Consider the following 19,514-nt stretch of genomic DNA (forward strand, 5'->3'; position numbering starts at 1 on the left):
CCCCTGCAGGGGAGCCGAAGAGCCGACAGAGGGGCACCAGACGCGGGATCGGCGCGGCCGCGGCGGCGCGGCTCGGCCCGCGGCGTCAGGCGGCGGTGATGACGTACGGCGCCAGGTCGGCGATGGAGGTGCCGTAGCGGGCCCGGGTGGCGTGGTACTCGCGGAGCACGCGGCGCTTCGTGGACTCCCAGCGGTCGGGCTGCACGTCTGCCCAGGTGATGCGGGACATGCCGAGGTGGAAGCCGCAGATCCAGTCCTGCCGCTTCTTCTCGCGCCACCGGACCAGCTGGGGGTCGACCGTGGCGACGCCGCCCTCCGCGGCGGGCTGGTACTTCAGCTTGCCGTCGAACTCCACGACGTGGCGCCCGACGCGGACGTCGCACCATGCCCTGCGAGAGCCGTCGCGGAGCCCGAACTGCGGCTCCACCGGGCCGACCCCCAGCTCGAGGACGAGGAGCCGGGTGAGGGACTCCGCGACGTTGTCGGCGCGGTGGTCGGCGAGCTCGACCGCCTCGCGGGCGACCGTGACGTAGGGCCAGCAGGTCATCGGCGCGACCGCCGCCCACAGGTCCGCACGCGACACCCCGAGCCGCAGCGCCGAGTCGCACGCCGCCAGTCCGTGTCGCAGCCCGTGCTCACGCGCGATGTCGACGGCGGTGCGGGCGCGGTCGAGGGTCCAGATCCCGTCGATCTCGACCAGCTCCTCGGGCAGGTGCGGGGCGCGGTGGTGCTTGACCCCGTGCTTGGTCCGACTGCCGACGACGCCGAAGCGCGTGATGTGGACGAGCTCGGGGACGGCCGCCAGGATCGGCAGCCCGTGGGCGAGCGCGGCGGAGTCGTGGCTCATGACGTGCGGCACCAGCATGTTGCGGCTGGCCGCGCGCGCCCTCAGCAGCGGCCTGCCGACGTGGACGTCGAGCGACTCCCAGAGGGCGGCGGTCGCGTAGACGCCCCGCCGTACGGCGACCCACTCCCCCGCATGGACCAAGCGGTCGATGGCGTCGCCGGTCATGCCGCCCTGCCGCGCCTGTCGCCGCAGCACCAGCCCGTTCTGCGACGCCATGAAGGCGGCCACCCGTGGCCTCATCCCCCGATGGCGCCCTTCATCGGCCGCCCGCCGGCGCCGCGCCGGCGCAGCCTGTGGACAACCGGTCCGACCCCGGCGGCGCCCCGACGCTTGTAACGCTGAGTTATCTGCTCTGGTGCCCCTCCGCAGGGGCGCACCAGAGCGGATAACTCCGCGTTACAGCGGTGGTGAGCGGTGACTCCCCAACAACCGCTTGACAGTCACGACCACCCCGAGGCAGACTCCCCAACGACCATTGGGAGGTTGTCATGTCAGACTCGGACGACGTCAGGGCACTGCGCTCCACGGCGCACCCGCTGCGGTTGCGGATCCTGTCGCTGCTCACCGCCGCGGAGCTGTCCGCGGCCGAGGTGGCGCGCGAGCTGGGCGTCACGCACGCCAACGCCTCCTACCACCTGCGGGTCCTGCTGGACGCCGGTGAGGTCGTGGTCGCGGGCGAGGAGCGGATCCGCGGCGGGGTCGCCAAGCGCTACCGCCACCCGTGGCGCCAGGAGGACCACGGGGACCGCCGGCGGGGCGTCGACATCCGCACCATGGCCCACGAGATGGTGCGTCGCATGGACCTGCGCGAGCCCGGGCCGAAGGCCAGCTTCACCGACGCCGAGCTCTGGGTGGAGCCGGAGGTCTGGGAGCGCGCCGTCCGCCTGGTCGTGGAGGCCTCCGAGCTGGTCCACGCCGAGGCGCGGCCGTCGCGCACCGAGGGCACGGCGCCGGTCAGCCTCACGGTCGCGGCGTTCGGGATGACGTCGTGAGTCGCCCCGGCGCGCTCGCGCCGCTGCGCGAGCAGAACTTCCGCTGGTACTTCCTCGCCCGCATGGTCAACATGGCCGGCACCACGATGGCGAGCGTGGCGCTGGCCTTCGCCGTGCTGGAGGTCAGCGACTCGCCCAGCGCCCTCGGGACCGTGCTGGCCGCGATGAGCATCCCGATGGTGGTCTTCCTGCTCGTCGGGGGTGTCGTCGCGGACCGCTTCGGCCGCACGCTGGTGATCCAGACCTCCAACGTGGTCTCCGGCCTGTGCCAGCTGTCGATCGCCGCGCTCGTGCTCGGCGGGCACGCGCAGGTGTGGCAGCTCGTGTGCCTGGCCGCGGTCATCGGCACGTCGTCGGCCCTGAGCTTCCCGGCCATCGCCAGCGTGCTGCCCCAGCTCGTCCCGCGCGAGCAGCTCCAGCAGGCCAACGTGCTGATCTCGATGATGCGCGGGACGCTCACGGTCATCGGCCCGTCGGTCGCCGGCATCCTCGTGGTCACGGCCGGCCCCGGCTGGGCGCTCGCCGTGGACGGCACGACGTACCTCGTCTCGGCGGCGCTCCTGCTGAGGGTGCGCATCCCCGCGCCCGTACGCCGCCAGGACGGGCCCAGCATGCTGGTCGAGCTCCGCGAGGGCTGGACGGTCTTCCGGAGCACGACCTGGCTGTGGGTCGTCGTGCTGGCATTCATGGCGCTCAACGCGATCCACTCGGGCGCGATCTCCACCCTCGGCCCGGTGCTGGCCAAGCAGAGCGACCTCGGCGAGCGCGGCTGGGGGCTGGTGCTGTCGGCGGAGGCCGTGGGCCTGCTGGTGATGACGCTGGTGATGACGCGGGTCCGCCTGGAGCGGCCGCTGCTCTTCGGGATGGTCGGCATCGGCGCGCTGGCGCTGCCGATGATCATGCTCGGCCTGCACCCCCAGGTGGCCCCGGTGATGGCGGTGATGGTCCTGGCCGGCGCCGGCACCGAGGTCTTCAACCTCGGCTGGAACCTCGCCATGCAGGAGCACATCCCCGACGAGATGCTCTCGCGCGCCTACTCCTACGACGCCCTCGGCTCGTTCGTCGCGATCCCGGTCGGGCAGCTGCTGTTCGGCCCGCTCGGCGTCCACTTCGGGGTGCAGCACGTGATCCTCGCCGGCGGCGTCGCCTACGCCGCGATCGCCGGGATCACGCTGCTGTCGAGGTCGGTGCGCGACCTGGAGCGGGTCAGCACCACTTACGACGTACCGCGCTGAGCACCGTCAGGTTGCGGTTGGTCGCGACGCCGAGCAGCCTCTCGACCGTCGCGTTGGTGGTCATCGAGTCCAGGTAGCTCTCCCGGACGAGCAGGTGGACGGCACGCCCACGGACGACCACCCGCTCCTCCTCGGTCGTCCGCGCCTCCAGCGTCCGCGCGGCCTCCGGGTCCGGCTCCTGCTTGAGCAGCGACACGTAGTGGCGCCCCTCGTGGCCCTCGCCCAGCTCTGCGGCGTCGTCGACCACCCGGCCCAGCTCGGCCTGGGACAGGACGATCGTGGGCACCTCGAAGCCCTGCGACTCCCGGTAGGCGCCCTCGAGCGCCGTCTCGATCCGCGCCCGCGACCGCATCGCCGTGCTCAGCCGGACGTTGCCGGTGTTGATGTGGGTCTCGACGTCCGCGAAGCCGGCCGCCTGCGTCGCCGCGACGATCGCGGCCTTCGGGAACTTCCGCGTGGCGCCCAGGTTGATCGCCCGCAGGAACGCCACGTACGTCGCCATGCGAGCGATCATGCCAGCCCGGGCGTGGGCGGCCCGGCCCGAGCCCGCCCGGCACGCCTGCTGTAAGTCAGAGGTTGCCGCGGGCGTCCTGCTCGCGCTCGATGGCCTCGAAGAGGGCCTTGAAGTTGCCCTTGCCGAAGCCGAGGGAGCCGTGGCGCTCGATCAGCTCGAAGAAGACGGTGGGGCGGTCGCCGAGCGGCTTGGTGAAGATCTGGAGCAGGTAGCCGTCCTCGTCGCGGTCCACCAGGATCCCGCGCTGCTGCAGCTCCTCGATCGGCACCCGGACGTTGCCGATGCGGGCGCGCAGCTCGGGGTCCTCGTAGTAGGAGTCGGGCGTCACGAGGAACTCCACGCCGTTGGCGCGCAGCGCGTCGACGGAGGCCACGATGTCGTTGGTCGCGACGGCGAGGTGCTGGGCTCCGGCGCCGCGGTAGAACTCGAGGTACTCGTCGATCTGCGACCTCTTCTTCGCGATCGCCGGCTCGTTGAGCGGGAACTTCACGCGGTGGTTGCCGTTGGCGACGACCTTGCTCATCAGCGCGGAGTAGTCGGTGGCGATGTCGTCGCCGATGAACTCCGCCATGTTCACGAAGCCCATGACCCGGTTGTAGAAGCCGACCCACTCGTCCATGTGGCCGAGCTCGACGTTGCCGACGATGTGGTCGAGGGCCTGGAAGAGCCGCTTGGGCTGGCCCTCGGGCTTCACGAAGGTGCTCTGCTGGGCGACGTAGCCGGGCAGGTAGGGGCCGGCGTAGCGGCTGCGGTCGACGAGGGTGTGGATGGTCTCGCCGTACGTCGCGATGGCGGCGATCCGCACCGTGCCGTGCTCGTCGGTGACGTCCTCGGGCTCGCGGACGACCGTGGCGCCGGCCTTGCGGGCCTGGGCGATGCACTTGTCGACGTCGGGCACCTCGAGAGCGATGTCGACGACGCCGTCGCCGTGGCGGCGGTGGTGGTCGGCCAGTGGGCTGTCGGGGTCGACCGCGCCGTTGACGACGAACCTGATCGAGCCCGAGCGCAGGACGAACGACTTGTGGTCGCGCTGGCCGTTCTCCGGGCCGGAGTAGGCGACCAGCTCCATGCCCCAGGCGGACTGGTAGTAGTGCGCGGCCTGGGTGGCGTTGCCGACCACGAACACGATCGCGTCCCAGCCGGTGACCGGGAAGACGTCGCCGTCCTCGTCGTACTCGACGAGACCCACGAGCTGGCGCAGCTGCTCGAGGGTGAGGTCGGCCTTGAGCTCGTCGGCGGTCAGGGCGCCGCCGGTGGATGCCGTAGTCGTCATGGCCTCAGGGTGTCGAGCGGTGACATTCTGTGCAACAGTCGGCCTCACGACTGGACAGACTGTCCGACATCGGAGGCACGCATGGACGATCTCGACCGCAACCTGATCGGGCTGTTCGCCACCGAGCCGCGCGTGGGCGTCCTGGAGGCGTCGCGGCGCCTCGGCGTCGCCCGCGGCACGGTGCAGGCGCGCCTCGACAAGCTCGAGTCCTCCGGGGTGGTCACCGGGTGGGGGCCGGACCTCGCTCCTGAGGCGCTGGGCTACCCCGTGACGGCGTTCCTGACCCTCGAGATCAGCCAGTCCTCGGGCCACGAGGCCGTCGCCCAGCACCTCGCAGGAGTGCCCGAGGTGCTGGAGGCCTACACGATCACCGGCGCCGGCGACCTGTGGTGCCGCGTGGTCGCCCGCACCAACGCCGACCTGCAGCGCGTCATCGACCGGGTGGTCGCGGTCGCCGGCGTGCAGCGGGCCTCGACCGTGATGGCGCTGGAGACGCAGGTGCCCTACCGGGTGCTGCCGCTGGTCGGCGCCTCTAGCTGAAGATCATGCAGCTGCTGGTCGCGTGCGCGACCAGCTTGCCGCGGGCGTCGAGGACCTGCGCCTCGGCCAGCGCCGTACGCCGCCCGCGGTGGACCACTCGACCGACCGCGCGCAGCAGGCCGGAGTCGACGGTCGCCGGACGCAGGAACTTCACGGTCAGGTCCAACGAGGTGTAGCCCTCCCCCACGGCGAGCGTGGAGTGCACCGAGCACCCGGCGGCGGTGTCGAGCATCGTGGACAGCACCCCGCCGTGCACGGAGCCGAGCGGGTTGTAGTGGCGCAGCTCGGGCACCAGCTCGACCGAGATCTCGCCGCGCTCGCCGCCGAAGTTGACCAGCCCGATGGTGTCGGCGATCGGCGGGGGTGGCAGCCGGCCGTCGATCATGGCCTGCAGCTGCTCGTAGCCGTCCATCGCGGTCGGGTCCACCTGGGTCTGGGTCACGGACCCAGCCTGCCGGTCCTTGCTGGGTCTGTCAACAAGACCTAGGGTGGCGTCATGACCAGCCGCGCCGCCGACACTCCCCCGGCCCTGGCCTTCGCGACCGACAACTGCACGGTCGGGCGCACCATGGAGATCCTGGGCGAGCGCGGGACGATCGTGGTGCTGCGCGAGGTCTTCAACGGCGTACGCCGCTTCGACGACATGCGCCGCCACACGTCGATGCCGCGCCAGGTGCTGACCAACCGGCTGACGCTGCTCATCGACCACGGCATCCTGCGCCGCGAGCCCTACCAGGTGCCGGGCGAGCGGGCCCGCCACGAGTACCGCCTCACCGCCAAGGGGCTCGACCTCTACCCGGTGATGGTCGCCCTGGCGGCCTGGGGCGACCGCTACGTCGCCGACCCCGAGGGCCCGCCGGTCGAGTTCGCGCACCGCGGCTGCGGGAAGCCGGTGCACCCCGTGCTGGAGTGCGCCGCGGGCCACCGGGTCGACGACGTGCGGCAGGTCGCGCCCCGACCCGGGCCGGGGGTCCGCCCGCTGGCCGCACCGCAGGAGCGGTAGCGCCCGAGCAGCGCGCTCAGGCGAGCTGCTCGGCCAGCCGCGCGGCCGCCTCGACGACCTGGGGCCCGACGACGTCCTCGTCGAGCTCGCCCAGGGTCACGATCCCGATGCTGGCCTCGAGCCCGTTGACGCCCGTCACCGGCGCGGCCAGCCCGCGGGCGCCGGCCTGCAGCTCCCCCGCCGTCACGACGTACGGCGTGAGGTCGCCCTCGCGCCCGGCCAGGAGCGCCTTGCCGGCCGCGCCCTGCTGGAGCGGGTGGCGCGACCCGATGCGGTAGCTGACGTGGAAGTCGGTCCACGACGGCTCGACGACCGCGAGCGCGAGCGCCTCGTCCCCCTCGGCCACGGTCAGGTGGGCCGTGGACCCGACCGACTCGGCCAGCTGCCGCAGCACCGGGACGGCGACGTCGCGCACGAGCGGGTGCACCGCGGCCGCGAGGTGGAGCATGCCGAGGCCGACGTGCAGGCGACCGCGGGAGCTGCGCCGCACGAGCGCGTGCTGCTCGAGGGTGCTCACCAGGCGGTAGACCACCGTGCGGTTGACGTCCAGCCGCGCCGCCAGCTCGGTCACGGTCAGGCCGTCGGGGGCCGAGGCCAGCACCGTCAGGACGCGCAGCCCCCGGTCGAGGGTCTGGGACGTCTCCACGGGCATGCCGCCACCCTAGGTCGGGCGTCCAGCGTCTAGGACGACTTGCGCGAGGCCCACTCGCGCAGTCGGTCGATGCGCAGGTGCAGCTGCTCGGCGTTGGCGACCGCGGCCGCCGGGCCGCCGCACTCCTTGCGCAGCGCGGCGTGGGTGATCCCGTGGGCCTGGCCGGTGCGGTGGAACCACGCCGCGACCAGGCCGTTGAGCTCGCGGCGCAGCACAGCGAGCTGCTCGTGGGTCGAGACCTCCGCGACGGTGTCGGACTCGACCGCGACCCGCTTCTGCTTCTGGGCGCGGTCGCTCTGGCGCTGCTGCAGCAGCTCGCGCATCTGGCCGGGCTCGAGCAGGCCGGGGATGCCGAGGAAGTCCATCTCCTCCTCGGAGCCGACGTGGACCTCGCCCTCGTGGCCGAACTCGCCGCCGTCGTAGAGCACCCGGTCGAAGCGCGCCTCGGAGCCCAGCGCCTCGAACGGCAGACCCTCGTCGTCGCCCTCGGTCTGGGTCGCCTCCGCCTGCGCCATCAGCTCCTTCTCGGCCGCGAAGATGTCGCCCTCGTCGTTGATCTTGCGCCCCAGGACGTGGTCGCGCTCGACCTCCATCTCGGAGGCGAAGCCCAGCAGGGCCGGGACCGACGGCACGAAGATCGAGGCGCTCTCGGCGCGGTTGCGCGCACGCACGAAGCGACCGACGGCCTGCGCGAAGAACAGCGGGGTCGAGGTGGTGGTGGCGTAGACGCCGACGGCCAGGCGCGGGACGTCGACGCCCTCGGAGACCATCCGCACGGCGACCATCCAGCGGGCGTCGCTCGTGGCGAACGTCGAGATCTTCTTCGACGCGGCCTTCTCGTCGGAGAGCACGACGACCGGCGACTCACCGGTGATGCGCTTGAGCAGCTTGGCGTAGGCCCGCGCCGACTCCTGGTCGGTCGCGATCACGAGCCCGCCCGCGTCGGGCACGTGGCGACGTACCTCCGAGAGCCGGCGGTCGGCAGCCTCCAGCACCGACGGCACCCACGCGCCCGACGGGTCGAGGGCGGTGCGCAGGGCCTGCGAGGTGAGGTCCTTGGTGAGCGGCTCCCCCAGCCGGGCGGCGATCTCGTCGCCGGCGCGCGTGCGCCAGGTCATCTCACCGGAGTAGGCCAGGAAGAGCACCGGGCGCACGACATGGTCGGCGAGCGCCTGGGAGTAGCCGTAGGTGAAGTCCGCGACCGAGCGCGGCACCCCGTCGGGCCCCGGCGCGTAGGTGACGAACGGGATCGGGTTGATGTCGGAGCGGAACGGCGTGCCGGTCAGCGCCAGGCGGCGGGCCGCGGGCTGGAATGCCTCGCGCACGCCCTCGCCCCACGACAGCGCGTCACCGGCGTGGTGCACCTCGTCGAGGATCACCAGGGTCTTGAAGCGCTCGGTGCGGATCCGCATCGCGAGCGGGTTGACCGCGACGCCGGCGTAGGTCACCGCGACCCCGAGGTAGTCGCTCGAGATCTTGCCCGAGCCCGCGGAGTACGTCGGGTCGATCGGGATCCCGGCGCGCGCGGCGGCCTCGGCCCACTGCAGCTTGAGGTGCTCGGTGGGCGCCACGACGATGATCCGGTCGACGATGCGGCGCCCGATCAGCTCGGAGGCCACCGACAGCGCGAAGGTCGTCTTGCCCGCGCCCGGCGTCGCGACCGCGAGGAAGTCCTGAGGAGCGCGCTGGAGGTAGTCGGCCATCGCCGCGGTCTGCCAGGCACGCAGCGAGGGCGCGGTGCCCCACGCCGCGCGGTCCGGCCAGGCCGGGGTGAGTGCGGGGGTGAGGTGGACGGCGGCTTCGGAGTCGCCGCCCGTCACTCGTCGTCGCCCTTGAAGCTCTCCCAGGCGTCCTTGCACTCGGGGCAGACCGGGAACTTCTCCGGCGCCCGGCTCGGCACCCAGACCTTGCCGCACAGGGCGACGACCGGGGTGCCCATCACCATCGCCTCCGTGAGCTTGTCCTTGTCGACGTAGTGCGAGAAGCGCTCGTGGTCACCCTCGTCGGTCGGGACGGTACGGCGGTCCTGCTCGACGTCGGTGTCGGTCTTGGTCGAGAAGCCGATGGAGGTCACGGCTCCAACTCTAAGCCCTCTGCGGTGGCCCCGATCAATCCGTCGGAGCGTCGGTGGAGAGTCAGTTGAGCTCGGGGTCCGAGGGCCGCGTGGAGTGCCACGCCAGCTCCCCCGGCTGGCGCCGCAGCACGTCGCGCCACAGGTCCGAGGGGTCCTCGCGGAACACGTCGTCGGCGGTCGCGGGCACGACGTACCAGCTGCCCGTCTCGATCTCGCCGTCCAGCTGGCCGGCCCCCCAGCCGGCGTACCCGGCGAAGATCCGCAGCGAGTCCAGGCTGTCGCCGAGCAGCTCGACGGGGGTGTCGAGGTCGATCAGGCCGAGCTGGCCGGTGACCTCGCGGAAGCCGACGGGGCTGTCGGCCGAGGCGGTGAGCAGGGCGACGGCGAGCGCACCCTCGGTCATCACCGGGCCGCCCTGGAAGAGCACCTCGGGGCCGGACACGACGTCCTGCCACGCGTCGAGCACGTCCGCGACCGGCAGTCCCGACGGGCGGTTCAGCACCACGCCGAGGGTGCCGCTGTCGTCGGCGTCGAGGACCAGGATCACCGTGTCGGTGAAGTTCGGGTCGTCGAGCGCAGGGGTGGCGACCAGCAGCACACCTGCCTCCACCGCGGTCACCTCGCCATTCTGCAGCACGCCGGTCGACCCGGGCTGCACCCCGCAGGGTGGGCTAGGCGGCGACGACCGCCTTGAGGCGCTCCAGCAGGCCGGGGCGTACGTCGGTCACGCTCGCCGTGGCCGGTCGGCCGCGGTGGCGCAGGCGGGCCGCCTCCTCGATCCGGGCGCCGACCGCGGCGGCCGCGGGGTCACCGACGCTGGAGCGGCCGGCCATGACGGCCAGCATCATGTGCTCCTTGGCGGTGGCCTTGGCCATCGCCCGGCCCATGTCGTCGTCCAGCGGCGCGGAGCGGTAGCCGTCGAGGATCAGGCGGACCCCGGGGAGGGCGTCCGCGCTGTCGGCCCATGCGTCCTCGACGGCGGCGTCGAGGTCGAGGGGCTGGTCGGAGAGCGCGCGCTCGATGCGACCGGCGAGGTGCGTGTGCCAGCGCAGCTGGAGGGCGGCGAGCAGCTCGAGCTCGTCGCGGAAGGTCTCGGTCACACCGTCGAGGTCCGTGGGAAGCGTGGCGTCCCGGCGCTCGTCGGCGGTGCGGATGACGGAGCGCAGGATCTCGCCCCGGTGGTGGAAGGTCGTCCAGGTCATGGTGGTTCCCCCTACTTGGTGGCACTCACATACCGTGAGTACGTACCGAGAGTATGCAACCGACCGCCGGTCTGCCAACCGTGAGCCGGGTGATCCCGGCCACCAGAGACGAGCGCCACACGTAAGGTTCGGGGGATGAGCAAGTCCTCGGTGTCCAAGCTGGTGCCCCAGGTGCCCTCCGTGGGCGCGAGCCGACGGGCGGCGTACTCCGCCTCCACCAAGCGCGCCCTGATCGACGTGGCGCAGACGCTGTTCACCGACCAGGGCTACGCCGCGACCTCGCTGGACCAGATCGTCGGCGGCGCGCGGGTGACCAAGGGTGCGCTCTACCACCACTTCAGCGGCAAGCAGGCGCTCTTCGAGGCGGTCTTCGAGCGCGTCGAGAGCGACGCCGCCCAGGCCGTCAAGAAGGCGCTGCGCGGGCACCGTGACCCGTGGGACAAGGCCCGCGCCGGCCTGCGCGCCCACCTCGAGGTCGTCCAGGAGCCCCGCTACCGCCGGATCGTGATCCAGGAGGGCCCCGCCATCCTCGGTTACGAGCGCTACCGCGAGCAGGAGGAGCGCTCGACCTTCGCCAACGTCCTCGACATCGTCCAGTCGGTCCTCGCCGCCGGCAAGTGGGAGCTCGACGACGACATGCAGCAGACCTTCGCGCGGATCTTCTTCGGCGCCATGTCGTCCGCCGGCGAGGCCGTCTCCGGCTCCGAGGACCCGATCGCGGCGGCGGTCCGCGTCGAGACCGCCATCGGCTTCATCCTCGCCGGCTTCCAGATCCTGGTCGAGAACGACGTCCAGCTCCCCAACGCCCTCGCCGACTGACCCCACGCCGCAGCGTCCGTCGAGACCCCCTGACCCGAGGCGGGAGGCCGGGTGCGGGGGTCTCGACGTTCGCTCGCTGCGCTCGCTGCTCGACCAGCGGTTGGTCGACGCCTACTGGAAGGTGATGTTGCCGCCGTTGCCCTCAGGGACGAGCTCGATCCAGGTCTTGCCGGCGGGGACGAGGAGCTTGCCGGCCTTGGTGGTCAGCTGGATCGGGGCCTTGAGGTTCTTCTTGGCCCAGGTCCCGCGGACCAGGCGGCCGTTGTGGAACAGCAGGGCGGCACCCTTGCCCTCGAACTTGGTCTCCGGGACGGGGTTGCCGGCCGGGTCGGTGTAGCCGGCGTCGCCGACCTTGACCCGCAGCACCAGCACGGAGTCGGCCGGGAACTCGTCGCCGTCGGCGGCGAAGGTGTTCTCGTTGACGTAGCCCTTGTCGCGGAAGACCCAGTTGGTCGTGTGGCCGCCGGAGAAGCTGGCCGCGATGCTCGTGGCCTTCTGGCCCTTCGGCAGGTCGGCGGCGGTGCCCCACGGCAGGTAGTCGTCGGGTCGCGCGGCCTTGCCCTTGGCCAGCGTCGCGGTCTTGCTCATGTCGGTGAAGAGGTTGTAGGGGGCGCTGCGCCCGGAGTCGCGGTAGAAGCCCTTGGCGCCCTCCTGGAAGAACTCGATGCCGGCGCCCTGGATGCGACCGATGGTCACGGCCGCGGCGCCGCTGGTGACCATGGCGCCCTTGACGGGCGCCACGATGCCGATGTCGCTCGCGCGCATCGAGCGCACCGGGCCCACGTCGCCGGGGATCTTGGAGTAGTAGAACGCCGCCAGGCGGGTGACCCCACCCTCGACGAGCTCCTCGACCACCAGGTCGGCCTTGCTCAGGCCGACCTGCGGCGCGCTGGAGGCGGTGTTGTCCATCTTGAGCACCATCACCGGGTGCTGCTTCTCGACCTGCTGGCCGTCCGGCACCTGCAGGCCCGTGAGCGGCCAGGTGTCGGGGACCTCCACCGCTGCCGAAGGCGCGGCCTCCGGCTCCTCCGACTCCTTGCCGCCGCCCTTGTCGTCGCCGCCGCAACCGGCGAGCAGCAGGGATCCGGACAGGACGATGCCGGCGAGCATGCGGGCAGAGCGCATGGCAGAACTCCAAACGTGTAGTGATCGACTCGACTTCAGTGTCGCGTGCGGCGCGGCCCTCCCGGGGAGGCGCGCGGCGGTGACTAGCCGAGCTTGGCGCCGCCGTCGACGTAGAGGGTCTGGCCGGTGATGTAGGAGGCCTCGTCGCTGCACAGGAACGCCGCCGCGGCGGCGATGTCCTCCGGGAAGCCGACCCGGCGCACCGGGTTGGCCTCGGCGTTGAGGGCGCGGAACTCGTCGACGTCCATCTTGAGGCGCGCGGCCGTGGCGTCGGTCATCTCGGTGGCGATGAAGCCGGGCGCGATGGCGTTGGCGTTGATGCCGAAGGGGCCCAGCTCGATGCCGAGCGTGCGGGTGAAGCCCTGGACGCCCATCTTGGCGGCGGAGTAGTTGGCCTGGCCGCGGTTGCCCAGCGCGGAGACGCTGGAGAGGTTGAGGATCTTGCCGTACTTCTGCGCGACGAAGTGCTTCTGGGCGGCCTTCGTCATCAGGAACGCACCCTTGAGGTGGACGCCCATGACCAGGTCCCAGTCGTCCTCGCTCATCTTGAAGAGCAGGTTGTCCCGGGTGATGCCGGCGTTGTTGACCAGGATGTGGATCCCGCCCAGCTCCTCCACCACGCGGGCGACCGCGGCGTCGACGGACCCACCGTCACTGACGTCGGCGCCGATGCCGACCGCCTTCGCGCCGTCGGTGAGCGGCAGCCGCGCGGCGGCCTCCGCGGCGGCGGTCTCGTCGAGGTCGATGATCGCGACCGACGCGCCCTCCTCGGCGAACCGCGTGGCGGTCCCGAAGCCGATGCCGCGCGCGGCCCCGGTGATGACGGCGATGCGTCCGTCGAAGCGACCCATGGTGAGCTCTCCTCGTGTGGCGAAGGGGGCGTGCGCCCCGGAACGCCCGCCACTCTAGAAGGCCGTGGCGCGAGGGTGCGGGGAGGGGCGGACCCCGCCGCTGCCGGTCCGCCCTGGAGCGCGTGCCGATCCTGACCGGCTCCTGACCGGCTGCTCACGGGTTCCTGACAAGTCGCTGCCAGGGTCGCGGTCATGACTCGCACCTCGACGTCCCTGCGGACGTACTTGCCCTCCTCGAGGGCCCTGGTCCTGGGGCTCGCCCTGGTCCTCGGCCTCCTGGCGCCGACCCTTCTCCCTCCGGCGGGAGCGGCGCCTGCGGCGCGGGCCGCGGGGCACGAGCCGCGACCCGAGGCGCGGGTGCAGGTCCTGGAGTACGACCTCGGCGACGCGGCCTTCCACGTCGCGGGCTTCCACGGCACGACCCGCGACGGAGCACCCTCCCAGCGCCTGGCTCCGATCGAGCTCACGGGCCGCGCCTACCTGCCGCCCCGGGCCGCGGGGCGGCACCTGTCCCTGGTCGTCATCGCGCACGGGCTCTTCTGGAGCTGCGCGGACCGGTCGAGCGGGCGCCCGGACATGGGCTGGCCCTGTCGCGGCCGCCTGCGTGCCATCCGCAGCGACCGCGGCTACGACTACCTCGGCCGGCACCTGGCGGCCCGGGGCTTCGCGGTGGTCTCGGTCGGCGCCAACGGGGTCAACGCCGGTGAGATGGGCGAGGTCGCCGACCGCGCGCGGGGCCAGGTGGTGTTCCGCCACCTCCGGCTCTGGCGCGACCTGGTCGAGCGCGGGACCGGCCCGCTCGTCGACGCCCTGACCGACGCGCGCACGGGACGCCCGGTCCACCCCGACCTGCGCGACTCCGTCGACCTGCGCAACGTCGGGTTGCTCGGCCACTCGCGCGGCGGTCGTGGCGTGGTGTGGGCGGCCGCCGACTCCCACCGAGAGCGCGTGCCCGACGGGGTCCGGCTCCGGGCGGTCTTCGGGATGGCGGCGGCCGAGCCGCCCTTCATGGACCACGCCACCCGACGGCTCGAGGTGAGCGACCTGCCCCTGGCCACCTGGGCCGGGACGTGCGACGCCACCGGCCGCGACGAGTACAACGTGCTGGCCCAGCGGGTCGGCAACCCGGTCAACATCGGGCTGACCGTGCACGGCGCCAACCACAACAACCTCAACTCGCGGTGGGCCGGCGGCACGGGGCGGCCCGGCGCCGTGGACGACGCGCAGCACCCGGCCGGTCGACCCGGTCGGTGCTACGCGTGGGACCCCGAGGAGCTCGACGACACGCTGCGGCGCGGACCCGAGCAGCGGGTCGCCCAGGCCTACGTGCACGCGTTCTTCGCGCGCTACCTGCGCCACCAGCGTCGCTACGACGCCGTCCTCAGCGGCCGGCGGCACCCGGTGCGCGGCCTCGCGGACGTCGACGTGCGCCGCTACCGCCCGGCACGGGACTAGTCGAGGACGGCGCGCAGCCGGGCGGCGTACTCGGCCGACTCGGCGTCGGCGTACTTCGTGCGCGGCCAGAAGAACCCCCGCAGGCCGTCGCCCTTGGTGCGGGGCACGACGTGCAGGTGCAGGTGGGGCACGGACTGGCTGACGATGTTGTTCATCGCGACGAAGCTGCCCTGCGCGCCGAGGCCGTCGACGACGGCGGTGGCGATCCGCTGGGCGGCCGCGAGGAAGCCGTCGCGCAGCTCGGCCGGCAGGTCGGGCAGCGTCACCACGTGCCGGCGCGGCACCAGCAGGACGTGGCCCTTGAACACCGGGCGCCGGTCGAGGAACGCGAGGAAGTCGTCGTCGTCGAGGACGACGTCGGCGTCGGCCTCGCCGGCCACGATCGCGCAGAAGACACAGTCAGGCATGTCCGCGAGTATCCTTCAGGGGCACAGGGTTTCGCGCGTCTTGGAGGTGGGTTCGACGCGCTGTCGACTCCTACCCTGAGGACCACCGTGTCGCCGCTCGCCTCCTACCGCCGCCTGCTCCACCTGGCCGGCCCCCTCTACGTCCTCGTGGCGTTCCTCGGCCGGCTGCCGCTGAGCATGAGCCAGATCGGCACCCTGCTGCTCGTATCCAGCGCCACCGACAGCTACGGCGCCGGCGGGCTGGCCGCCGGCGCGCTCGCGGTGGCCAACGCCGTCGGCTCCCCGCTCGCCGGCGGGCTCGCCGACCGGGTGGGCCAGCGTCCCGTCGTGCTCGTGCAGTCGCTCGCGGGGTCGGCCGGCCTGGTGCTGCTCGTGCTGCTCACGCGCGCCGAGGCCTCGTCGGCGGTCCTCACCGCGACCGCCGCGGCGGCCGGGCTCATGCTGCCGCAGGTGGGCCCGCTGGCGCGGGTCCGCTGGCGGCCGATCACGAGCCCCGCCCGCGGTGGGCAGGAGCGGCTGATGGACGCGGCGTTCTCCTACGAGGGCGCCGCCGACGAGGCGTCCTTCGTGCTCGGCCCCGCCCTCGTGGGGCTGCTCGTGGCAGCCGTGTCGCCCGCGGCCGCCGTGCTGGTCGCCGCCGGCCTGCTCGTGGTCTTCGGCTGCGCCTTCGCCGTGCACCCGACCGCGCGGATGACCGGGCCCGCCGCCGCCCCGCTCGGCGGTCACGGGCCGATGCTGGGCCTGGTCTTCGTGGGCCTGCTCCTCGCCCAGCTGTGCATCGGGATGCTCTTCGGCTCGATCCAGACCGGCACCACCGCCCTGACCACCGACGCCGGCCAGCCTGGGCTCGCCGGGATCGTCCACGCCTGCCTCGGGGTGGGCAGCGTGCTCGCCGGCCTCGCCACGGTGGCGCTCCCGCCGACGTTCGGCCAGGAGCGCCGGGTGCTCGTCTCGGCCGCGCTCCTGCTGCTGCTGGCCGCGCCGCTGCTGGTGGTGGACTCGGTCGGCGCCCTGGTCGCCGCGGTCCTGCTGCTGGGCTTCGGCGTGGCGCCGTACATGATCGGCGTCTTCAGCATCGGCGAGCGGGCCGTCCCCCCGACCCGCGTGGGGCTGGCGATGACGCTGCTGGCCGGCGCCACCGGCATCGGGTACGCCGTCGGGTCGGGCGTGGCCGGGCGGCTGGCCGACGACCGGGGCTACACCGCCGCGTTCGGGGTGACGGTCCTCGCCACCGCACTGGCGCTGGTCCTCGCCGCCGCCGGACAGCGACCCGCGCGTCGCCTGCTCGCGGCCCGCGCTCAGACGACCGCGGCGGCCTCGCCGGTCTGAACCGCCCACAGGGCGGCGTAGGCGCCGCCGCGGGCGACCAGCTCGTCGTGGGTGCCGCTCTCGGTGATGCGGCCGGCGTCCATGACCCAGATCCGGTCGGCGTGGCGCACGGTGGAGAGCCGGTGCGCGACCACCAGCGCCGTGCGTCGGGCACCGACCTCGGCGAGCGAGCGCTGGATGGCCGCCTCGGTCTCGTTGTCCACCGCGCTGGTCGCCTCGTCCAGCACCAGCACCGCCGGGTCGCGCAGCAGCGCCCGCGCGAGCGCGAGCCGTTGGCGCTGGCCCCCCGAGAGCGTCACTCCGCGCTCCGCCACGGGCGTGTCCAGCCCCTCGGGCAGCGCGTCGACGACGTCGAGCGCCGCGGCCTGCGCCGCGGCCCGACGGATCTCCTCGCGCGACGCGTGCGGGGCGCCGTAGGCGATGTTGTCGGCGATCGTCCCGGCGAAGAGGAACACGTCCTGGGCGACGTAGCCCATCGAGCCGCGCAGCGAGTCCCAGTCGAGCTCGCGCATGTCCTGGCCGTCGAGGAGCACCGAGCCGGCGCGGGGGTCGTCGAAGCGCAGCACCAGGCGCAGCAGCGTCGACTTGCCCGACCCGGTCGGCCCCACCACGGCGTGCGTCTCGCCGGCAGGCACCACCAGGTCGATGCCGTGCAGCACGTCGGGGCCGTCGGCGTAGCCGGCCCGGACCCCGCGCAGCTCCAGGCGCCCGCCCACGGGGCGGGCCAGCACCGTGCTCCCGGCCGGCACCGTCACGGGCACGGCGAGCAGCGCGAGGATCCGCCCGGCCGAGGCCCGGCCGCGCTGGTAGAGGTCGAGCACCGTCGCGACCTCGGTGAGCGGCCACAGCAGTCGCTGGGTCATGAAGACCAGCACGGAGTAGAGGCCGACCGCGAGGTCGCCGCGCAGGGTGGCCCAGCCACCGAGCAGCAGGGTGCAGGTGAAGCCGGCGAGGATCGCCAGCCGGACCAGCGGCACGAAGGCCGCCGACGAGCGGATCGCCCGGGAGTTGGCGTCGCGGTAGGCCGCGGACACCGACGTGATCCGGTCGCGCTCGCGGTCCTCGGCGGTGAACGCCTTGATGGTGGCGATCCCGCCGAGGTTGGCGGACAGGGCGCTCGACAGGTCCGAGACCGCCTCGCGCACCCGGGCGTAGAGCGGCTCGAGCCGGCGCTGGAAGACCAGCGAGCCCACCACGATGAGCGGGATCGGGAGGAACGCGAGCACCAGCAGGGTCCAGGACGAGGCCGCGAACACCGCGCCGACCAGCAGCACGTTGAGCACGGTCTGCAGGATCGCCGGGGCGCCCACGTCGAGGAAGCGCTCCAGCTGGTTGACGTCGTCGTTGAGCGTGGCCAGCGTCGAGCCCGCCGGCCGGGCCTCGTGCCACCCCAGGTCGAGGTGCTGCACGTGGTCGTAGGCCTCGACCCTCAGGTCGTGCTCGACGCCCTGCGCCAGCCCGCGCCACAGCACGTCGGCGACGTACTCGGAGGCGGACTCGACCAGCCAGATGACCGCGTTGATGCCGGCCAGCCACGCCAGCTGGGTGTAGCGCGACTCGACGCCGAGCACCTCGCCGGCCAACGAGTCCGAGCCGCGGACGACGACGTCGACGGCGGCGCCGATGAGCAGCTCCGGGACGACGTCGGCGACCTTGTTGAGCACGGACATCGACACCGCCCACACGAAGCGGGAGCGGTAGCGGTGGTAGCGGCGCCACAGCTCGCGCAGCGGGGCTTCGGGCGGGGCGGTCGACACCGGGTAAGGCTAGCCTTACCGGTGGGGGCCTCTGTCAGTGGCAGACCTCGGCGACGCAGGCGCGCGGCAGGACGACCCGGCCGTTGCGGGCGGCATCGAAGTGCTGCGTGTCGCCGTTGCCGTAGGTCCAGCGCAGCCCGTGGCTCGCCATGAGCCGTACGACGGCGTGGGAGGACGAGCGCCACGCCACCAGCGGGTGCGAGCGCGACTGCCACCAGCTGTTGGGGACCAGGCCCGTCGCGGAGCGGTAGGGGTTCTCCCAGGTGTTGACGTCCAGGGACCGGCCGTAGGAGTGGGGGGAGCGCACCCCCGGGCGGTTGACGACCTGGCGGCAGTTGAACGCCGAGGTGTTGCCGGCCGCCATCGACTCGTAGTCGTCGCCCCCCTGGAGCCGGCCGGACCAGCCGAAGCGGTCGATGCGGTACATCGAGCGGATCGGGAAGCCGCGGCGGTACATCTCGGCGAGCGCCCCGCCGATCTGGTCGCTCGCGCCCGTGGCCGCGACGACCTCGCCGCGGTGGCGGTAGCCGTCGTAGCCCCAGTAGTTGACTCGTACCAGCCGCAGGCCGGCGCGGCCCACGGGGCAGCCGCGGTGCCAGCTCACGCCGGTCATCTGGTCCCAGATGCCGTCCGGGATCGCGCTGACGCGGAGGTTGGCTCCGGTCCCCACGGCCCGGGCCTGCACGGGCAGCCTGACCCGCGGCCTGGGGGCGCCCTTCGGCAGGCGGACCGGCCGGCTCGGCGGCACGTTGTCGACGGCCCGGACGCCGCTGACGTCGGCGGAGACCCAGTCCAGGGAGGGCGCACGGACGCGGTAGCGGGTGTCGACGCGGGGCCGCAGCCGGATCTGCACCCGACCGTCGGAGCGCGTCGTGACCGACCCCGCGGCGCGCCAGCGCCGGCCGGCGGTGCGCCGCTGCAGCTGGACGGTCCCGACGACCGGCACGCCGGTCGTCGTCTGCCAGCGGACCCGGGCGGTGACCGAGCGCTCGTCGACGACGCGGCGCGGGACGGAGATGGAGGCCAGGCTGCGACGGCGGGTCAGGGGCGCGGCGACCACCGGCGAGACCGCCGGGGCGTACGTCGCGTCGCCGGCGTAGGACGCCCGCCAGACGTTGTCGCGCGCGGCCCGTCGCAGCACCTGGCCGAGCGGCGCGGCGCCGGCCGCGTCCGTCGTGACCGTGCCGGCCGGCTGCCAGACACCGGCGACCTGGCGCTCGACGAGCACCTGCGCGCCGTCCAGCGGCGACCCGCCGCTGTGGGTCAAGGTCACCGTGAGGTTGGTCGAGGCGTCGGCGTAGCCGCCGGGCGCGGTCAGCGTGAGCGCCGTCGGCGCGGGCGCCGCGGCGCTCGCCGGCACCGCCGTCACCGCGAGCAGGACCGACACGACTGCGACCACCCAGCGCCCGAACGACATGGGAGGAGTCTCCCCGACGCGC

The 19,514-nt window shown here is 73.2% G+C and carries 21 protein-coding genes; 7 read left to right on the plus strand and 14 right to left on the minus strand.

The genetic code is table 11. From position 1 onward, the window contains the following. Positions 1-85: 85 nt before the first annotated feature. Positions 86-1,075: a type IV toxin-antitoxin system AbiEi family antitoxin domain-containing protein gene (locus E4622_RS07260; RefSeq protein ID WP_167736009.1), complete on the minus strand. Its 990-nt coding sequence runs from the start codon at positions 1,073-1,075 to the stop codon at positions 86-88. A gap of 260 nt (positions 1,076-1,335) precedes the next feature. Here E4622_RS07260 and E4622_RS07265 point away from each other — a divergent pair, with 260 nt between their 5' ends. After that, on the plus strand, positions 1,336-1,839 hold the full coding sequence (locus tag E4622_RS07265) for a helix-turn-helix domain-containing protein (protein ID WP_134739463.1): 504 nt from the start codon (positions 1,336-1,338) through the stop codon (positions 1,837-1,839). Continuing rightward, positions 1,836-3,074 (plus strand): MFS transporter, encoded by a 1,239-nt coding sequence (locus E4622_RS07270; RefSeq protein ID WP_134739464.1) that lies wholly within the window; start codon positions 1,836-1,838, stop codon positions 3,072-3,074. Before E4622_RS07265 ends, E4622_RS07270 begins: the two co-directional genes overlap by 4 nt. Here the strand turns inward: E4622_RS07270 and E4622_RS07275 are convergent. Continuing rightward, entirely contained in the window at positions 3,046-3,576 is a 531-nt protein-coding gene (locus tag E4622_RS07275; RefSeq protein ID WP_134739465.1) for a DUF1697 domain-containing protein, read from the minus strand. The two genes, E4622_RS07270 and E4622_RS07275, sit on opposite strands and share 29 nt — an antisense overlap. Before the next feature lie 67 nt (positions 3,577-3,643). After that, positions 3,644-4,861: a 4-hydroxyphenylpyruvate dioxygenase gene (gene hppD / locus E4622_RS07280; protein ID WP_134739466.1), complete on the minus strand. Its 1,218-nt coding sequence runs from the start codon at positions 4,859-4,861 to the stop codon at positions 3,644-3,646. A gap of 81 nt (positions 4,862-4,942) precedes the next feature. Between hppD and E4622_RS07285 the strand changes: the two genes are divergently transcribed. Beyond that, on the plus strand, positions 4,943-5,401 hold the full coding sequence (locus tag E4622_RS07285) for an Lrp/AsnC family transcriptional regulator (protein ID WP_134739467.1): 459 nt from the start codon (positions 4,943-4,945) through the stop codon (positions 5,399-5,401). Here the strand turns inward: E4622_RS07285 and E4622_RS07290 are convergent. Next, on the minus strand, positions 5,394-5,843 hold the full coding sequence (locus tag E4622_RS07290; protein ID WP_209021835.1) for a PaaI family thioesterase: 450 nt from the start codon (positions 5,841-5,843) through the stop codon (positions 5,394-5,396). The two genes, E4622_RS07285 and E4622_RS07290, sit on opposite strands and share 8 nt — an antisense overlap. A gap of 54 nt (positions 5,844-5,897) precedes the next feature. Between E4622_RS07290 and E4622_RS07295 the strand changes: the two genes are divergently transcribed. Beyond that, complete coding sequence (locus E4622_RS07295; protein WP_134739468.1) at positions 5,898-6,404, plus strand: helix-turn-helix domain-containing protein; 507 nt, start codon at positions 5,898-5,900, stop codon at positions 6,402-6,404. Positions 6,405-6,420: 16 nt separating this feature from the next. Here E4622_RS07295 and E4622_RS07300 read toward each other — a convergent pair whose 3' ends face one another. The 5 genes from E4622_RS07300 to E4622_RS07320 all read right to left on the minus strand — a co-directional run bounded on the left by E4622_RS07300 (position 6,421) and on the right by E4622_RS07320 (position 10,332). After that, a complete protein-coding gene (locus tag E4622_RS07300) occupies positions 6,421-7,056 on the minus strand; it encodes a helix-turn-helix domain-containing protein (RefSeq protein ID WP_134739469.1) in 636 nt (211 codons plus the stop codon). A gap of 29 nt (positions 7,057-7,085) precedes the next feature. Beyond that, entirely contained in the window at positions 7,086-8,876 is a 1,791-nt protein-coding gene (locus tag E4622_RS07305; RefSeq protein ID WP_134739470.1) for a DEAD/DEAH box helicase, read from the minus strand. Beyond that, the gene (locus E4622_RS07310; protein WP_134740716.1) at positions 8,873-9,121 is read right to left on the minus strand and encodes a DUF3039 domain-containing protein; all 249 of its coding nucleotides are present in this window, start codon (positions 9,119-9,121) and stop codon (positions 8,873-8,875) included. The genes E4622_RS07305 and E4622_RS07310 overlap by 4 nt, the downstream gene beginning before the upstream one ends. Before the next feature lie 70 nt (positions 9,122-9,191). Next, complete coding sequence (locus E4622_RS07315) at positions 9,192-9,749, minus strand: YqgE/AlgH family protein (protein WP_134739471.1); 558 nt, start codon at positions 9,747-9,749, stop codon at positions 9,192-9,194. Between the two features lie 52 nt (positions 9,750-9,801). After that, complete coding sequence (locus tag E4622_RS07320) at positions 9,802-10,332, minus strand: hypothetical protein (RefSeq protein WP_134739472.1); 531 nt, start codon at positions 10,330-10,332, stop codon at positions 9,802-9,804. 135 nt (positions 10,333-10,467) lie between these two features. Between E4622_RS07320 and E4622_RS07325 the strand changes: the two genes are divergently transcribed. Further along, a complete protein-coding gene (locus E4622_RS07325; protein WP_134739473.1) occupies positions 10,468-11,151 on the plus strand; it encodes a TetR/AcrR family transcriptional regulator in 684 nt (227 codons plus the stop codon). Positions 11,152-11,262: 111 nt separating this feature from the next. Here E4622_RS07325 and E4622_RS07330 read toward each other — a convergent pair whose 3' ends face one another. Together E4622_RS07330 and fabG are read right to left on the minus strand one after the other, a co-directional pair. Continuing rightward, positions 11,263-12,276 carry a DUF3048 domain-containing protein gene (locus tag E4622_RS07330; protein ID WP_134739474.1) on the minus strand — a complete coding sequence of 338 codons (1,014 nt, stop codon included), beginning with the start codon at positions 12,274-12,276 and terminating at the stop codon, positions 11,263-11,265. Positions 12,277-12,359: 83 nt separating this feature from the next. Beyond that, positions 12,360-13,127, minus strand: coding sequence for a 3-oxoacyl-ACP reductase FabG (gene fabG, locus E4622_RS07335; RefSeq protein WP_134739475.1), 768 nt, complete (start codon positions 13,125-13,127; stop codon positions 12,360-12,362). 192 nt (positions 13,128-13,319) lie between these two features. Here fabG and E4622_RS07340 point away from each other — a divergent pair, with 192 nt between their 5' ends. Beyond that, complete coding sequence (locus E4622_RS07340; RefSeq protein WP_134739476.1) at positions 13,320-14,582, plus strand: hypothetical protein; 1,263 nt, start codon at positions 13,320-13,322, stop codon at positions 14,580-14,582. On the opposite strand, the gene E4622_RS07345 is transcribed toward E4622_RS07340, so the two are convergent. Continuing rightward, positions 14,579-14,989: an HIT family protein gene (locus tag E4622_RS07345; RefSeq protein ID WP_134739477.1), complete on the minus strand. Its 411-nt coding sequence runs from the start codon at positions 14,987-14,989 to the stop codon at positions 14,579-14,581. The genes E4622_RS07340 and E4622_RS07345 overlap by 4 nt on opposite strands. An 87-nt stretch (positions 14,990-15,076) precedes the next feature. Between E4622_RS07345 and E4622_RS07350 the strand changes: the two genes are divergently transcribed. After that, positions 15,077-16,318, plus strand: a complete 1,242-nt coding sequence (locus E4622_RS07350) for an MFS transporter (protein WP_134739478.1) — start codon at positions 15,077-15,079, stop codon at positions 16,316-16,318. On the opposite strand, the gene E4622_RS07355 is transcribed toward E4622_RS07350, so the two are convergent. Continuing rightward, positions 16,288-18,075 carry an ABC transporter ATP-binding protein gene (locus E4622_RS07355; RefSeq protein WP_245155935.1) on the minus strand — a complete coding sequence of 596 codons (1,788 nt, stop codon included), beginning with the start codon at positions 18,073-18,075 and terminating at the stop codon, positions 16,288-16,290. The genes E4622_RS07350 and E4622_RS07355 overlap by 31 nt on opposite strands. Positions 18,076-18,109: 34 nt before the next feature. Continuing rightward, complete coding sequence (locus E4622_RS07360; protein WP_134739479.1) at positions 18,110-19,492, minus strand: M15 family metallopeptidase; 1,383 nt, start codon at positions 19,490-19,492, stop codon at positions 18,110-18,112. Between the last annotated feature and the right edge of the window lie 22 nt (positions 19,493-19,514).

This window comes from Nocardioides sp. 503 (assembly GCF_004522095.1).
Lineage (GTDB): Bacteria > Actinomycetota > Actinomycetes > Propionibacteriales > Nocardioidaceae > Nocardioides.

Coding starts and splice junctions, on each gene's coding strand:
- E4622_RS07265 (WP_134739463.1), top strand. CDS start 1,336: ATGTCAGACTCGGACGACGTCAGGGCACTGCGCTCCACGGCGCACCCG.
- E4622_RS07275 (WP_134739465.1), bottom strand. CDS start 3,576: ATGGCGACGTACGTGGCGTTCCTGCGGGCGATCAACCTGGGCGCCACG.
- hppD (WP_134739466.1), bottom strand. CDS start 4,861: ATGACGACTACGGCATCCACCGGCGGCGCCCTGACCGCCGACGAGCTC.
- E4622_RS07285 (WP_134739467.1), top strand. CDS start 4,943: ATGGACGATCTCGACCGCAACCTGATCGGGCTGTTCGCCACCGAGCCG.
- E4622_RS07295 (WP_134739468.1), top strand. CDS start 5,898: ATGACCAGCCGCGCCGCCGACACTCCCCCGGCCCTGGCCTTCGCGACC.
- E4622_RS07300 (WP_134739469.1), bottom strand. CDS start 7,056: ATGCCCGTGGAGACGTCCCAGACCCTCGACCGGGGGCTGCGCGTCCTG.
- E4622_RS07320 (WP_134739472.1), bottom strand. CDS start 10,332: ATGACCTGGACGACCTTCCACCACCGGGGCGAGATCCTGCGCTCCGTC.
- E4622_RS07325 (WP_134739473.1), top strand. CDS start 10,468: ATGAGCAAGTCCTCGGTGTCCAAGCTGGTGCCCCAGGTGCCCTCCGTG.
- E4622_RS07330 (WP_134739474.1), bottom strand. CDS start 12,276: ATGCGCTCTGCCCGCATGCTCGCCGGCATCGTCCTGTCCGGATCCCTG.
- fabG (WP_134739475.1), bottom strand. CDS start 13,127: ATGGGTCGCTTCGACGGACGCATCGCCGTCATCACCGGGGCCGCGCGC.
- E4622_RS07340 (WP_134739476.1), top strand. CDS start 13,320: ATGACTCGCACCTCGACGTCCCTGCGGACGTACTTGCCCTCCTCGAGG.
- E4622_RS07345 (WP_134739477.1), bottom strand. CDS start 14,989: ATGCCTGACTGTGTCTTCTGCGCGATCGTGGCCGGCGAGGCCGACGCC.
- E4622_RS07360 (WP_134739479.1), bottom strand. CDS start 19,492: ATGTCGTTCGGGCGCTGGGTGGTCGCAGTCGTGTCGGTCCTGCTCGCG.